11 protein-coding genes are annotated in these 16,554 nt (G+C 30.1%); 9 read left to right on the top strand and 2 right to left on the bottom strand.

Translation table 11 applies throughout. From position 1 onward, the window contains the following. Nucleotides 1–68 precede the first annotated feature (68 nt). Nucleotides 69–1,385 (top strand): nucleotide sugar dehydrogenase, encoded by a 1,317-nt coding sequence (locus KEC93_RS23550; protein WP_077867900.1) that lies wholly within the window; start codon nt 69–71, stop codon nt 1,383–1,385. Between the two features lie 55 nt (nt 1,386–1,440). Beyond that, complete coding sequence (locus KEC93_RS23545; RefSeq protein ID WP_077867899.1) at nt 1,441–3,228, top strand: tetratricopeptide repeat-containing glycosyltransferase family 2 protein; 1,788 nt, start codon at nt 1,441–1,443, stop codon at nt 3,226–3,228. A 453-nt stretch (nt 3,229–3,681) separates the two neighbouring features. Here the strand turns inward: KEC93_RS23545 and KEC93_RS23540 are convergent, their stop codons facing one another. Continuing rightward, complete coding sequence (locus KEC93_RS23540; RefSeq protein ID WP_039770719.1) at nt 3,682–4,158, bottom strand: PTS sugar transporter subunit IIA; 477 nt, start codon at nt 4,156–4,158, stop codon at nt 3,682–3,684. Between the two features lie 433 nt (nt 4,159–4,591). On the opposite strand from KEC93_RS23540, the gene KEC93_RS23535 reads away from it, so the two are divergent. From KEC93_RS23535 to KEC93_RS23520, 4 genes are all read left to right on the top strand, one after another. Further along, entirely contained in the window at nt 4,592–6,154 is a 1,563-nt protein-coding gene (locus tag KEC93_RS23535; protein WP_077867898.1) for an alpha-glucoside-specific PTS transporter subunit IIBC, read from the top strand. A 519-nt stretch (nt 6,155–6,673) separates the two neighbouring features. Continuing rightward, nucleotides 6,674–8,008 (top strand): 6-phospho-alpha-glucosidase, encoded by a 1,335-nt coding sequence (locus tag KEC93_RS23530; protein ID WP_077867897.1) that lies wholly within the window; start codon nt 6,674–6,676, stop codon nt 8,006–8,008. Between the two features lie 253 nt (nt 8,009–8,261). Next, entirely contained in the window at nt 8,262–9,053 is a 792-nt protein-coding gene (locus tag KEC93_RS23525; protein WP_077837743.1) for a MurR/RpiR family transcriptional regulator, read from the top strand. After that, a complete protein-coding gene (locus KEC93_RS23520; RefSeq protein ID WP_012060856.1) occupies nt 9,031–9,777 on the top strand; it encodes a MurR/RpiR family transcriptional regulator in 747 nt (248 codons plus the stop codon). Before KEC93_RS23525 ends, KEC93_RS23520 begins: the two co-directional genes overlap by 23 nt. Nucleotides 9,778–9,863: 86 nt before the next feature. Here the strand turns inward: KEC93_RS23520 and KEC93_RS23515 are convergent, their stop codons facing one another. Beyond that, a complete protein-coding gene (locus KEC93_RS23515) occupies nt 9,864–10,934 on the bottom strand; it encodes a diguanylate cyclase (RefSeq protein WP_023976110.1) in 1,071 nt (356 codons plus the stop codon). Between the two features lie 179 nt (nt 10,935–11,113). Here KEC93_RS23515 and KEC93_RS23510 point away from each other — a divergent pair, with 179 nt between their 5' ends. The 3 genes from KEC93_RS23510 (at nt 11,114) to KEC93_RS23500 (ending at nt 16,493) form a co-directional block, all read left to right on the top strand. After that, entirely contained in the window at nt 11,114–11,440 is a 327-nt protein-coding gene (locus KEC93_RS23510) for a hypothetical protein (RefSeq protein WP_012060854.1), read from the top strand. Between the two features lie 331 nt (nt 11,441–11,771). Beyond that, nucleotides 11,772–14,042, top strand: a complete 2,271-nt coding sequence (locus KEC93_RS23505; protein WP_039770724.1) for an N-acetylmuramoyl-L-alanine amidase — start codon at nt 11,772–11,774, stop codon at nt 14,040–14,042. A gap of 465 nt (nt 14,043–14,507) precedes the next feature. Next, complete coding sequence (locus KEC93_RS23500) at nt 14,508–16,493, top strand: N-acetylmuramoyl-L-alanine amidase (protein WP_039770726.1); 1,986 nt, start codon at nt 14,508–14,510, stop codon at nt 16,491–16,493. The last annotated feature ends 61 nt before the right edge of the window (nt 16,494–16,554 follow it).

Genomic DNA, 16,554 nt, shown 5'->3' with positions numbered 1-16,554 from the left:
CACATTCAAATAAATAATAGATACATTTGCCTTAACTGAAAAAAATTTACTAACCAGGGGAGAATTTAATGTTAGATAAGGATAACTTGATTTATAAGATTAATAATAAAACAGCAACTATAGGTATTGTTGGGTTGGGATATGTAGGTCTGCCTTTAGCGGTTGAATTTGCAAAAAGTGGATATAAAGTATTGGGATTTGATATTCAAGAAAAGAAAGTTAATATGATTAATAATGGTGAAAATTATATTAGCGATGTTATGACTGAAGAATTAAAGTTTGCAATTAAAAATAGAAGATTAAAAGCGAGTAATGAAATTAAGTTTTTGAAAGACACAGATGTAATATTAATTTGTGTTCCTACTCCATTAGATAAATATCAACAACCTGACATAAGCTATGTTAAAGAATCTACAGAATCAGTTGGAAAGTACTTGCATGAAGGGATGCTCGTAATTCTAGAAAGTACAACCTACCCAGGAACTACTGAAGAATTAGTATTACCTACATTAGAGAAAATGTCTGGTTTAAAGTGTGAAAAAGATTTTTACTTAGCGTTTTCACCTGAAAGGGTGGACCCGGGAAATTCAATATATAATACTGCTAATACAGCAAAGGTAGTCGGAGGAGTAGGAAGAGATAGCACGGAAATAGCAGCAGAATTATATAGAAAAGTTTTAAATAGCGAAATTTTTGAAGTATCTACGCCAAGAGTAGCTGAAATGGAAAAAATTCTTGAAAATACTTATAGAAATATAAATATTGGATTAATTAATGAAATGGCAGTTATATGTAATAAGATGAATATAAATATTTGGGAGGTTATAGAAGCAGCAAAAACTAAGCCTTATGGGTTTCAAGCATTTTATCCAGGTCCCGGGCTTGGCGGGCACTGTATACCATTAGACCCATATTATTTAACATGGAAAGCTCGAGAATACGATTATCACACAAGACTTATAGAAACCTCAGGAGAAATCAATAATTTTATGCCTCAATATATAGTGCAAAGGTCTGCTACTATATTGAATAAATTTAATAAAGCTTTAAATAGGGCAAATATCTTGATATTAGGAATTGCCTATAAAAGTGATATAGGCGATTATAGAGAAAGTCCAGCGCTTAAGATAATAGAAAATTTTCAAAAGCAAGGTTCAGAAGTAAAATTTTATGATCCATATATATCATCTTATATGTATAAAGGAGAAGAGCATTATGGAATAAAATTGACACAGGAAGTATTAAGGAATGCAGATTTAGTTATTATAACCACTGCCCATAAAAAATATAACTATAGTTTTATTCAAGAAAATTCTATATTCATATTTGATACAAGAAATGCAACTAAAAATGTTCAAAACAAAGATAATATTGAATTGCTATAAGATACTAAAAATATCTATGGAATTAAGAATATATTCCATAAGATAGGAGGATTGCATGAAGAATCAAGTAAGTTTGTGTATGATTGTAAAAGATGAAGAAGAATATTTACCTAAATGTCTCAAAAGTATTAAAGATATTGTTGATGAAATAATAGTAGTTGATACGGGTTCTACAGATAAAACAGTAGAAATTGCCCAAAATTATGGTGCGAAGATTTATTACTTTAAATGGAATAATAATTTTAGTGAAGCCAGAAATGAATCTTTAAAATACGCTACAAAAGATTGGATATTCATATTAGATGCAGATGATGAGTTGAGTTTAGAGGGAAGAGAAGCCTTTAAAGTATTACTAGATATGGAATTAGATGAAAAAGCAATTTATCATTTTGAAACATTAAGTTACTATGGAAGTGTGATAGAAAATGGTAATATTGCTGTAAATTTAAATCCACGGTTATTTAAAAATTATCGTGGTATTCATTATGAAGGGGAAGTTCATAATCAATTAATTAGGGTAGATGGAGATTATAATGCTGTTTGCAATGATGTAAAAATATATCATTATGGATACCTTGATAAAAGAATCATTTCTAAAGATAAAAGAAATAGAAATATACCTATTTTGAATGAGCAAATTAAAAAAGATCCTAATAATAAATTTGCTTATTTTAATTTAGGAAATGAATATGGGGCAGAAGATGATACGAATAAAGCGTTGGAATGCTACTATAAAGCCTATGAAAATTTTACTCCCAATATAGGTTTTGGTTCATTATTGATATTACGAATAATTGTCTCTAATTTAATATTAAAAAAATATGATGAAGCTTTAAAATTTATAAGTATAGGGAATTCAAATTATCCCAAATGTACAGATTATTATTTTTATGAATCGATTGTTTGGAAAGAGATGGATAGACCTACTCTTCAAATAAAGGCATTGAACAAATGTATTGAACTTGGTGAACCGCCTTCTGAATTTAAATTTATATTCGGAACATGGAGTTATAGAGCTTATTATGAGTTGGGGAAGGCTTATATGAAATATAAGGATTATTATACTGCTTATAATTATTATGTTGATGCATTGAAATCAAAACCTGATTATATTGAACCTTTATATGATATAGCAGATGTATTAAAAGCACAAAACGTATCACTGGAAGAGATGAAAAGAATAATGGAAGAGTTTTTTCCAGAAGACAAAAAGGTTCATTATGGAACTATTGCTGATTTATTTTATCATATTGGATATTACAACATAGCATTAGAATATATAAAAGAATATGAAGAATCAGTAAATGTTACTGAAAATACAATCATGTTAAAATCAAGATGTCTTATAAGAACTGGAGATTTTAAAGAATGTACTAGTATAAATTATAATGATAAAAAAAGCTCAAATTATGTAATTTTGTCTATGTATAAAGTTTTAAGTTTCGTATTACTAAATAGATATGAGGATTCATTATTTATAGTAAATAGTTTTAACGCAAAGAATTTATCTAATTATGATAAAAAGTATTTAGGAGTATATTCTGAATTAATAAAATTAGTAACCCAAAAATCAACAAGTATGTTGTCAGAGGATGAAAATGATAAAGAATATATGAATATAATTTTAGAAGTTATAGAAATATTGCTTATAAATAATAAATTTGATGAATTAACAGTAGCAGTTAATTTGCTGAATTTAGTAAACACTAAATATGCATTACTTTATCTTGGAAAATTATATTATAAACATGGGTATGTTGATCTTGCGAAGAAAGAAATATTAAGATCAATAAAAGAAGTAGATATATATGATGCAGAAGGATTAGATATATTAAAATACTAAATTAGTTAATAGAGGTATTCAAACAATAGATCATACTTATGGGATAGTTAACCGAAATTCAATAAATTTTTGTTCCATAGGGCTATGAAATTTTTAATAAAAGGTCTCATGTGCAAGGTTGTGCCAATTTTTGCATAATTCTAACATAAAATTAGGACAAGCAAAAAACGCATAACCTTGTATTAGGAACTCTCACAGTTTAGATTCAATGATTGTTTCACGAAATGTATGTAATTTCTAGTATGGAAACACATTCTAATTAGAAGTCTAATTAATTGTTTATCTATAGAAATTTTTTGAAAATTTATTGTATTTATTAGATAATAATGGTGAATTGTCATTCTTTATGTGATATTTATGTTTTGTTGAATTATTATATTACAAAGGAATGACTTAATTATTTTATAGCAATAAAGAATCTGTACTTTCGATAAGTTAACACATAACTTATAGTTATAAGCTGCATTTTAATACAACATCTTTGCCACCAGAAACTTGTTTGCCAATAATGGGACTTAATGATTTTAATTTGTCATGATTTACTATTATAACTGGAGTTATCAGTGATAATCCTTTGGATTCTATAAGTTTTCTATCTATTTTTAAAATAGGTGTACCAGCAGTTACTTTAGTATTAACAGATTTTAGAACTTCAAATCCTTCACCATTTAATGAAACAGTTTCTAAGCCTACATGGACTAATAATTCAATTCCATTACTAGTGGTTATTGCAAAAGCGTGTCCACTATCCATTATTAATGATATAGTACCATCACAAGGTGCGACAACTATATCGCCAGTAGAGTTAATTGCAATTCCATCACCTGCCATTTTTTCTGCAAATACTGGATCAGGAACTTCGCTTAGATCTATAGTTCTTCCTGAAATAGGAGCAATTATAGTTAATGGTTTCTTAAAAAAATTAAACATAAATATATGACTATATTAAAGATATTTTTAGATATATTCTACTTTATTAGGATATATAAGGAGAAAATATTTCTAAACGATAATCTTCAAAAAGTCATTCACCTCTCTTTCGTGTATTCTAATTATTATATAACGTTAACATAATTACAATGAATTATACTAGTCAACTTTCTTATTGATATGTGTATTCTTAAGTAGAATGCGTAAAATAAAATCACAAGATTCAACTAAGGTGTATTAAGTATAATATAGGTTAATTTTACTTATATTTTATTTAAAAGCAATAGTATTACATAATAGTGTGAAAATTCACGTAAAAAGTGAAAAATTTCATAAAGATTAGTTTAATTCCTAAAGTACTACAGAATATTGATAATGAAAAATGATAATGTTAACATGAAATTGTAGAAAACAGAGAAAGGATGAAGAAAAAATGATGCAGAAAATTCAAAAATTCGGTGGAGCGATGTTTACACCTGTTCTACTTTTTTCATTTGCAGGTATTATAATTGGTATAGGAACATTATTTACTACACAGACAATTATGGGAGGATTAGCAGATCCAAGTAACTTGTGGTTTAAATGCTGGAATGTAGTTTTACAGGGTGGCTGGACTGTATTTAATCAATTACCATTATTATTTGTAGTAGGGCTTCCAATAGGAATGGCAAAAAAGCAAAATGCAAGATGTTGCATGGAGGCATTCGTATTATATTTAACATTTCATTATTTTCTAAGCACTATCATTTCACAGTGGGGCGAATTTTTTGGAGTTGATTTCTCTGCTCAAGTAGGAGGAACTAGCGGTCTCACCATGATAGCCAATATTAAGACATTGGACATGGGAATGATTGGTGCATTACTCATTTCAGGACTTGTAATTTATTTACATAACCGTTTTTTTGATACTGAATTACCAGAATGGTTGGGAACGTTTAGCGGATCTACATTTGTATTTATGATCGGATTCTTTGTTATGATTCCAGTAGCAGTTCTTGCGGCATTTATATGGCCTAAAATTCAACTTGGAATGCATAGTTTTCAAGGTTTTGTAAAAGGTGCAGGGGCATTAGGTGTATGGGTGTTCATCTTCTTAGAACGTGCTTTAATTCCATTTGGATTACATCATATACTGTATTCTCCGTTTTATTATGATAATGTTGTAGTGCCAGGAGGTCTTTATTCTTACTGGGCAACAAAGTTACCAGAAATAGCAGCTTCTAAAGCCTCTTTGAAATCGTTATTACCAGAAGCAGGATTTACAGCTACAGGATACTCTAAAATTTTTGGATGTCCAGGTATTGCATTAGCATTTTATGCAACAGCAAAACCTGAAAAGAGAAAAAAGGTATTGGCGTTACTAATACCTATTACATTAACTGCAATTTTGTGTGGTGTAACAGAACCAATTGAATTTACATTTTTATTTATTTCACCAGTGCTATTTGTAGTACATGCACTACTTGCAGCAACAATTTCAACAACTATGTATATTGTGGGGATTGTAGGAATATTCTCTGGTGGAGCTATTGAAATGGCTTCTTTAAATTGGATTCCTCTAATGGGAAATCATTGGGTCCAATATTTACTCCAGTTTGCTATAGGACTTTGTTTTACAGGAATTTGGTTCATAGTATTTAGGACCTTAATTTTGAAATTTAACTTTAAAACTCCTGGTAGGGAAGATGAAGAAGAAGATATAAAATTTCATTCAAAAGCAGAGTATAGAGAGAAAAAAAGTGATTCAAAAGATAGTAGTAAGTCAGTATTTGCAGAAAATATCTTAGTTGGATTAGGCGGAAGAGATAACATTGTTGATGTTACAAATTGTGCAACTCGTTTAAGAGTAAATGTAAATGATCCATCTCTTTGTAAGGATGATCCTTATTTTAAATCTATTGGAGCTCATGGATGTTCTGTAAATGGAAAATCCTATCAAGTTATTGTTGGATTGAAAGTTGCGCGAGTAAGAGAAGACTTTGAAGCGTTACTGTAAAGATAGTTGGAGAAGTTAAGCTTAAAAATGTATGGTATATAATTTCACTTTTATTTTTATTGATTGAACATTAAAAGCATATAATTCTTGGTTAAAGAATGTCTTAAAAATAAACGGAATAAAGTCTTTTAGTACTATTTCAGGTGGAATTATAGTGATAGATTAGTATGCATTTGCTTATCTGCTAATTTTAGAATTAATATGCAACAAACAATATTTTTAAATAAATTAAAAGCTGATTTCTGCGTAGCAGAGGTCGGCTTTTTATTTTATAAATCATATATCATTGAAGGATTTAGAGTTATGTAAAATCTAGTTTTAAATTTCAACTAGTTAAAAAAATATATAATTTCATAACAGAAATTTCCTGTGAAAAGTCACAGAAAATGTTAAGAAATACACTTGAAATGCTTATTTCCCTAAAGGCTTCATATATATTGTAAGGTACCTTTCTCGGGTGTATTATGTACTCAGAAAAGATAACAAAGCAAAAAATAAGCAGGTTTTGGAGGAAGAAAAATGGCAAAGAAGAAGTATTCAATTACAGTAGCAGGTGGAGGAAGTACGTTTACACCAGGAATTGTACTTATGCTATTAGAACATATGGACAGATTTCCAATTAGATCTATTAAATTTTATGACAATGATGCAAGTAGACAAGAAACTGTAGCAAAGGCATGTGAAATTCACCTAAAAGAACATGCTCCAGAAATTGAATTTGCATATACAACTGATCCAGAAACAGCATTTAGTGATATAGATTTCGTATTAGCTCATATCCGTGTTGGAAAATATGCAATGCGAGAGAAAGATGAGAAGATTCCACTAAAATATGGAGTGGTAGGACAAGAAACTTGTGGACCAGGAGGGATTGCATATGGGATGCGTTCTATTGGAGGAGTTATTGAAATACTAGATTATATGGAAAAATATTCGCCAAATGCTTGGATGTTAAATTATTCAAATCCAGCAGCTATAGTGGCAGAAGCAACAAGAAGATTAAGACCAAACTCAAAAATATTAAATATTTGTGATATGCCAATTGATTTAGAAGAAAAAATGGCAAGTATGTGTGGCCTTAAATCTAGAAAAGAAATGCAAGTATCATATTATGGATTAAACCATTTTGGATGGTGGTCAAAAATTTATGATAAAGATGGAAATGATTTAATGCCACAAATTAAAGAACACATGGCAGCAAATGGATTTGCAGATGCATTATCAGATACAAATCAACATGTAGATGAAAGCTGGGTACACACTTTTCAAAAGGCAAGAGATATATTTGCAGTAGATCCAACAACAATTCCAAACACATATTTAAAATATTATTTATTCTCAGATTATGTGGTGGAAACTTCGAATCCAGAATATACTCGTGCAAATGAAGTAATGGATGGAAGAGAAAAACATGTATTTGGAATATGTAAAAAAATTATTGAAAGTGGTACAAGCAAAGACGGAGGTTTTGAAGTGGATGCACATGCAACATATATTGTAGATTTAGCATGTGCAATAGCTGAAAATACAAGGGAAAGATTCTTACTTATAGTTCCAAATGAAGGTGCTGTAGAAAACTTCGATAGAACTGCAATGGTTGAAATACCATGTATCGTTGGAAGTAATGGTTATGAAAGAATATGTCAAGGAAGTATTCCTCAGTTCCAAAAGGGATTAATGGAACAGCAAGTAAGTGTAGAAAAATTAGCAGTAGAAGCATGGATAGAAAGAAGTTATCAAAAGTTATGGCAATCACTTACTCTTTCGAAGACAGTACCAAGTGCAAGAGTTGCAAAATTAATATTAGATGATTTAATTGAGGCTAACAAAGGTTATTGGCCTGAATTAAAGTAATTAGAATATATTACCTATATCAATAAAAAACAATAGCTTATAAAACTTTATTTATATTATATAAAGAAGAGAAATGAGTTCAAGAGGACTTGTTTCTCTTTTTTTTAGAAAAGATATATTAGCCTTTAGTTTTTATTCCAACTAAATTCCAGAATTAATTCATTGAGTATTTACAATAATAGACAAAAGATAAATTATAGAGTAGAATTTAAAGAAACATGAAACAAAGTAGAAAATAGTGGTGGGGAATATTATGAAACTAGATGAACTTATAAACAAATACCATAAGCAATTAAATGAGAATGATTTATATATTTGGAATTATATTTCTAAGCACCGAAAAGAGTGTGAAACTCTTGCTATAGATCAATTAGCACATAAATGTAATGTTTCTAGAACGACTATTCTTAGATTTTCACAAAAATTATCTCTAAAGGGATATGGGGAATTAAAGGTTTATTTAAAGCTTGACAATGAAAAGTCAAAAGAGAATGTTAATAATGTAGAGGCTGTTTGTGATGCATATAATGAAGTAATAAAAAATATAAAGGAAAAGGATTGCACAGATATTTTTGAATTGATTGATAAATCCAGAACACTCTATGTATATGGAATAGGAATGGTACAGTCGTCGATAAAGAAAGAATTTAAGCGTACTTTTTTAACTGCTGGAAAAATATTTTATGACTTAAGTGGTTATACTGAAGCAAATGCTATAGTAGATTTGGCTACGGATGAAGATGTTTTCGTAATTATTTCAGTATCAGGTGAGAATCAATTTATTATGGATTTTGCTAAAAACTTGAAAATTAAAAATATCCCTATTATATCTATAACAAAGTTAAAGGATAATTCCTTAGCTAAATTAAGTGATTATAATCTATATACATCTACAGCTCTTATACCAAGTATATATAATGACATAGATTTTGAATCTTTAACGTCATACTTTATTTTAATTGAAATATTATTTTTGAAATATATGGAATATAAAACACAAAAAAATAAGAAGGAAGAAAAGCATGAAATTGGAAACGTTGATTGATGAAAATTATGAAAAATTAAATGAAAGTGATTTGTATATATGGAAGTATATTTTACACCATAAAAAAGAGTGCCAAACCATGTCAATACAAGAATTAGCTTCTAAATGTAATGTTTCTCATACAACTATTTTACGTTTTACACATAAATTAGGATTACAAGGATATAGTGAAATGAAAATTCATTTAAAATGGGAAGACAAGCAGCGAAATTCATTCGATAATAAAGAAATTGAAAAAACATATAAAGATATTGAGAAGACCATGGAAATTATGAAAGAAAGAGATTTCTACGATGTATTTGAATTAGTTGAGAAGGCAGATAAAATTTATGTTTATGGATCTGGAGCAGTGCAAAAAAATGCAGCAAAAGATTTAAAGCGTAGCATGATTTTTGGCAATAAGTTAATATATGTCATAGAGGGAAGGGAAGAAACTAACATTATTTTAGATGCTTTATCTTCAAAAGATATTTTTTTCTTATTATCTTTATCTGGAAACAATTTATTTATGAATGAGTTTGCGCAAAAGTTAAAGGAAAAAGATGTGAAAATTATTTCTATTACTCAGGTTGGAAATAATGAATTAGCTTCTATCAGTGATATTAGTCTTCAATTCTATACACATCCAATTTCAGTAGGAGAAAATAAAACAAAACTTTATTCAACTACACAATTTTTTCTGATAAATCAAATATTGCTTTTAAAATACTTAGAATATAGATAATGCTTTTAAATCTAACAGCAGATTTATTACTTAAATAAAACTGAGATTCAGGTGAATTTAATCTACACCTGAATCTCAGTTTCATTTTAGCATACTTTATTTCTTCCTGTGCGCTTTGCTAAATATAATGCATTATCAGCTTTGCTTAAGAGAGTATTTATATTTTTTGTTATATCAGGATAAGAACTAATTCCAATGGAAACTGTTATTTTGGCTGTGGCATTATTGTCAAGTTTAAAAGTATTGCATTCTACATTTTTTCTTATCTTTTCGGCAATATCAACTGCATGTTTGTAATTGCAATCTAGTAAAACTGCAGTGAATTCTTCACCACCATTTCTTGAGATAATATCGAAAGTTCTACAAGAATCAATTAAAAGTTTGCTAAGTTGTTTTAATACTAAATCTCCAGAATGGTGTCCATAGGTATCATTAATATGTTTAAAAAAATCAATATCTATCATGAGAATTGATAAGTTTTCTTTCTTTTGTAAGGTGTTTCTAATTGTTTTATCTAATAGTCCATTAAATGCTCTTACATTATTAAGCCCTGTAAGAAAATCCTTTCTCGAGTCGACCTTGAGTTTTTTATACATTTTATTAGTTTTAGAGATGTAGTTTAACTCATAATAAACTACAGTAGAAACCATTATTATAGAAATAACAAAGTTTCCTAGAGCAGGGAGTATAAGATTCATATCTTTTAAAACTAATGAAATCCAAATTATTGTTGATATTATGTTAACTATAGTCATCAAAAAATATTTCTTTGAAAAGTTTATCTTATATCTTGATATAATGGTAAAAATTATTAGTAATATAAATAAATTTCCAGAAGTAATTAAAGAAGAATAATTTATTCCAAAGAAAGTAAGTCTAAATAGTATTATTATAAATACACTTATAAAAGTTGATATAAATCCTCCATAAATTGAAGTGATTATAACAGGAATAATTCTAAAATCTATTATTGTATTGTGAGTCAAATTAATTCCATAAAATATAAGTACACATCCAGATAAACCAGATAGCATGCCAAAGCATAATTTGAATTTTACTTTAGAATTTGATTTTATAAATTCATCATTTAGTATGTGGCTTCCTAAATATAAAAAAGATATAAGAATTGCAGCGTTCGCAAATAATAATTTAAGCATAAATTCTCCTTTCGATCTAACATATCTAGCAGTTATAATCTATACTTCTGATAAAATATATTGTTCAAATTATTATTATGTATTTATTAAATAATAATACTTTTATTTATAAAGTAACAAAACGACAAGATTACTCATATTATTATTATATAAAATCTTTGTACATGGAGAGGAAGAGAATGAGTAACTGTAACTATTGTGATCCTGGCTTTGAAAGTCCCGGAGCAAACACTCTTGGAGCAAATTGTAATGAACCAATTAGTGACCTAACTTTGTCTACAATGGTTGTAGGAAATCAAGAAGCCGTATTAAGTCGTTTAGTAACGGTACTATTATTTCTATATGCATTTACTAACCAAAATTTTATTTGTCATTTAATCAATACTAACGAAAAGCTGTTATGTAACCAAATGTGTCTTACAGATAAATTAGTAGACAATTTAATAGACAACCTAAATGACTGTAAGAGTGATCTTGCAGGTTGTAGGAGACACCATAGTCACTAAAAGAGAGCACTAAAACAGGCTCTCTTTTAATTATGCGCAATAAAATATTTTTGTTTGAAGATATATATACATTATAATTCAGCTTATATATTCTAAGCATATTTGATAATGTGTTTTATTAGAACTCTAGATATAATTTTACTATAAAACAGATATATGATTGTAATTAATTAACACATTTACATATTAAAAATTGATTAAAGCTATGAAATTTATTGATAAAAAACAATAACTGTGGTTTTATTCTAAAAAAGTCCACATTTTTTCAAATTTGCCTTTAATGCCATGACGTTTTTTGTTAAAATCAAATGTAAGGAGGTGGCACACTGTTTTGAATATTAAAAAGAAATTTACAACATTTGCTTTGGCATTTGCAGTTGTATTAAGTTTAATTCCAGGATTAAGTGCACAAGCGGCAACTACTGATTTTAAAATAATTTCAGAAAGTAAGGTTACTGCAAAGCAAGCAAAAAGTTGGGCTAAATCTAAAGGAGCAACAGATACTTTTGCTGATTTAGCAGATCTCTACTTCAAATACGCATCAGAACATGGTGATGTAAATCCAGCAATCGCATATGTACAAGCGGCAAAAGAGACTGGATATGGTAATTTTGGTGGTGTTCTAGATGAAAGTTATCACAATCCATGTGGACTTAAAAATCCATCTGGTGGAGGCGATACTGATAAAAATGCACATCAAAAATTTGAAAGTTGGGATGAAGGTGTACAAGCACATTTGGATCATTTGGCTCTATATGCAGGAGCAGATGGATATCCAAGAAAAGATACGTATGATCCAAGACATTTTGTGACAATTAAGGGTAAAGCAACTACGGTAAATTCTTTGGGTGGAAAGTGGGCACCTAGTGCTACATATGGAGAAGAAGTTAATGCATTATACAAAAATTTAATGGATTATGCTGGAATAGATTATCCAAAAGATAATGGTAAAACTCCAGATAATCAACCATCAAATGCGTCACCAAATCCAGCAACTCCTGAAAGTAAGCCTAGCGCACCAAATGCATCTGATATTATTACAGAGAATAAACCTCAAAGCTCAAATGATACTGTAGACAATAGTGTTAGTATAACATCAAATATTGGTTGGAAGTATGAGAATGGAGCTTGGTATTACTACAAATCAGATACTACCAAAGCAGTCGGTTGGATTAAACCAGATAAAAATTGGTATTACTTAAATGATGAAGATGGTAAAATGACAACTGGCTGGATAAAAGATAATGGAACATGGTACTATATAGATAAATCAGGTGCTATGGCAAAAGGTTGGAGGCAAGTAGATAATAACTGGTATTTACTAAAGGATTCAGGTGTCATGGAAACTGGATTTCAATTTGATGGATCAGGATTATATTATCTAAATGATTCTGGAGCTATGGCTACTTATAATGGTTGGACAAAGATAAATAATAAGTGGTATTACTTTGAGAAAAGTGGAAAGATAAAAACTGGATGGTTCAAGGAAAATGCTAAGTGGTATTATCTTCAAGGCGATGGAAGCATGGTAACTGGTCTTAAAAATATAGACAATAAGAAGTATATGTTTAATGATAACGGAACCATGACTACTGGTTGGATGAAATTGAACAATTACTGGTATTACTTTAATACAGATGGCAGCATGGCATCAGGATGGATTATTGATAATGGAACTTACTATTATTTGTATGAAACCGGAGCTATGGCGAAAGGATGGATTAATCTTGGTGGAGCGTGGTATTATTTAAAAGACAGTGGTACAATGGCGACAGGATGGGTTACATCTAATGGAGATTCGTATTACCTAGATACTTCAACAGGAAGAATGGTTACTAATACAACAATAGATGGATTTAAGATTGGCTCTGATGGGAAAAAGCAGGCTTCATCTAATCAAAATGATGAAGATAGTTCAGGAAATAATACTCCAACAGATCAAGACGATGAAGATAATTCAGGAAATAGCCCTTCAGCAGGAAGTAATTCTTCAAATGGTAAAAAGACTATAGTAATAGATCCAGGACATGATTATGGCAAAGATTACGGTGCTGAAAGCACTATTGATGGAGTTACTTACAGTGAAACAGTTCTAAATATGCAAGTTGCAGATAAGTTAAAGACAGAACTTCAAAATAGAGGATATAATGTGATAATGACGAGAAATCTTGGTGAGCAGCCTTCATATGGCTCATTAGTTGCGAGTCTTACTCATAGGGTTGATGTTGCAAATAATGCTAATGCAGATTTCTTTATAAGCGTACATCATAATTCAGCTGGGGAGACAGCGAAAGGCGTTCTGACTCTTTATAGTTCAGAAGCCCAAGACTCTAAGTTTGGGGGAAAACTAGATAGCAATAGAATAGAAAGAAGTAAGCAAATGGCAACTCTTATAAATAATAATATTGCTAATAAGCTTGGCTTAAATAATAGAGGTGGACAGGAACAAAATTTATTTGTATGTAGAAATACCAATATACCAGCAGTTTTAGTTGAAGTTGGATTTATAACCAATAAAGAAGAAGCAGCAAGATGCGCTGATCCAGCTAGTCAAAAAAAGGTAGCTCAAGCAATAGCAGAAGTTATCGCTGGTAATATTTAAAATTTAATTGTATTAAATTAACTAAGATCCAGGGAGAAAACTAAAGTTGGATATAGTTGAGTTCATACCATCAATATGTATATTATAATTACAAAATTTACAGTAGATAAGTATTAAATAAAGGCTTTGAAGTGTTATTCAATAACATTTCAAGGTTTTTATCTATTTATCAGAGTATGTATTAGCAAAATCGTTGGTTTTAGTAAAAGCATTTATTATTAGTAAGACTAATATTTAGCGAATTGTATAATTAAAGAATATAAAAAATGTAAATTTATGTAGCCTTGTTGCTAAGTTTATGATTATATTCGATAATTTTCCTTAAGATAGTGCCATATAATTGGATATATTAGTACCTAAAATAGAATAAAAGCTTGTACTATATAATAGGCAAACTACTTTTAGGGAAAATTTGTCTATATAATTTTTGTTCTTTAGAACTAAATAGAACGGGGGAAAGCTGTTTTGAAGGCTATTAAGAGATCGACTACATTATTTTTTGCTTTTGTGATAGTTTTAATATTAATTCCTATTACTAGCGTAAAAGCTGCTATCACTGATATTAAGATAGTATCAGAGACGAAAGTAACAGCAAAACAGGCTGAACAATGGGCTAAATCAAAAGGTGCAACAGATGCGTTTATTAATCTGGCAAAGTTATATTGGAAGTATTCGCCAGAGCATGGAAATGTTAATCCAGCTGTGGCATATGTGCAAGCTGCAAAGGAAACAGGATATGGTAAATTTGGAGGAGTTATAAATGAAAGCTACCATAATCCATGTGGATTGAAAATAAGTGCTGGTGGATTGGATAATGATCCAAATGCTCATCAAAAATTCAACACATGGGATGAAGGCGTTCAAGCTCATTTAGACCATCTAGCACTTTATGCAGGTGTAGATGGATATCCAAGGAGTGATTCATATGACCCAAGGGATTTTATTACCATAAAAGGTACAGTAGTAACGGTAAATGCTTTAGGTGGAAAGTGGGCTCCAAGTCTTACATATGGAGAAGAGGTTAATCAATTATATAATGATTTATTAGTATCAGCAGGAATTGTATCAAAATCAGATAATGACACTTCTAAAAATTCTGGTAGTGATAACGACTCAGGCAAAACTGTAGGAACTGATAAGCCTCAAACAAATACAACAGTTCCAAGTGGAATGGAAGCAACCAAGCCAATCCCAGCATCGCCGGATGGTAGTAAAGGTATTTCTTCATCAATAGGTTGGAGATTTGGAAATGGAAATTGGTACTACTACAACTCAGATGGATCTAAAGTTACTGGGTGGATTAAGCCTGATGGTAACTGGTATTACTTATATAGTGATGGAAGTATGGCAAAAGGCTGGAGCCTTTTAAGAGGAAAATGGTATTACTTTAAATCAAGTGGAGCAATGCAGCTTGGATGGATAAAAGATAGCAATAAGTGGTACTATCTTCAAGGAGATGGAAGTATGATTACTGGATTTAACTTGATTGATGGTAGGAAATATTTTTTAGATTCAAGTGGGGCAATGAAGACTGGATGGGTTTCAATTAGTGGACAATGGTATTATTTCAATAGTGATGGAAGTATGCTGACTGGATGGATTAAGCCAGATGGAAGCTGGTACTATTTGTATTCCAATGGAGTTATGGCGACAAATTGGCTTCAGCTTAATGGAACATGGTACTATTTAAGAAGTAATGGCACGATGGCAACAGGCTGGATTTTATCTGGAAATGCCTATTATTATTTATTGCCTGTTTCAGGAGCAATGGCTAAGAATACAGTTATAAATGGATGGCAGATAGGTGAAGATGGAAAAAGAGGAGATAGAATGCCTGGAAGTACAAACGGTAAAGTCATCGTTATAGATCCGGGGCATAACTTTGGCGGTGATGATGGCGCATATTCAACTAATAATGGCATTACATATTCTGAAAGAGATTTAAATATGCAGGTTGCGGATAAGTTAAAAGAAAAGCTTGAGGCAAATGGATATACAGTAATCATGACTAGGAAATCATCTGATAGAGAAGTCTTAGAAGTTAATCAAAGCCTTACTAATAGAGTTAATATAGCAAATAATTCAAAGGCTGATCTATTTATAAGTTTGCATCACAATTCAGCTGATGCAGAATCTGCAAGAGGAGTTGAAGTTTATTACAGTTCAAAATCACAAGATGAAAGTTTTGGTGGTGGATATAGTTACGATAGGCTTTCCAAAAGTATGAATGTAGCTTCATCTATAGCATCATCTCTTACAAATAGTACAGGAGCTATAAATAGAGGTGCTAAAGATGGTAATTTATTTGTATGCAGAAATACTACAATGCCAGCTGTTTTAGTTGAATTAGGATTTATAACAAATACAGATGAAGCTAAAAAATGTGCAGATTCATCATATCAAGATGTAGAAGCAACAGCAATTGCTAATGCAGTTTCAACAATAATTTAAATGATTTTACTGCTGAACAGAATTGGCAATTTAATAGCTATAAAAATATAGTGAGAAAAGT

This window comes from Clostridium beijerinckii (assembly GCF_018223745.1).
GTDB lineage: Bacteria > Bacillota > Clostridia > Clostridiales > Clostridiaceae > Clostridium > Clostridium beijerinckii.
This window is presented reverse-complemented; position numbering and strand designations above follow the sequence as displayed.

Coding starts and splice junctions, on each gene's coding strand:
- KEC93_RS23535 (WP_077867898.1), top strand. CDS start 4,592: ATGATGCAGAAAATTCAAAAATTCGGTGGAGCGATGTTTACACCTGTT.
- KEC93_RS23510 (WP_012060854.1), top strand. CDS start 11,114: ATGAGTAACTGTAACTATTGTGATCCTGGCTTTGAAAGTCCCGGAGCA.
- KEC93_RS23540 (WP_039770719.1), bottom strand. CDS start 4,158: ATGTTTAATTTTTTTAAGAAACCATTAACTATAATTGCTCCTATTTCA.
- KEC93_RS23530 (WP_077867897.1), top strand. CDS start 6,674: ATGGCAAAGAAGAAGTATTCAATTACAGTAGCAGGTGGAGGAAGTACG.
- KEC93_RS23520 (WP_012060856.1), top strand. CDS start 9,031: ATGAAATTGGAAACGTTGATTGATGAAAATTATGAAAAATTAAATGAA.
- KEC93_RS23525 (WP_077837743.1), top strand. CDS start 8,262: ATGAAACTAGATGAACTTATAAACAAATACCATAAGCAATTAAATGAG.
- KEC93_RS23545 (WP_077867899.1), top strand. CDS start 1,441: ATGAAGAATCAAGTAAGTTTGTGTATGATTGTAAAAGATGAAGAAGAA.
- KEC93_RS23515 (WP_023976110.1), bottom strand. CDS start 10,934: ATGCTTAAATTATTATTTGCGAACGCTGCAATTCTTATATCTTTTTTA.
- KEC93_RS23550 (WP_077867900.1), top strand. CDS start 69: ATGTTAGATAAGGATAACTTGATTTATAAGATTAATAATAAAACAGCA.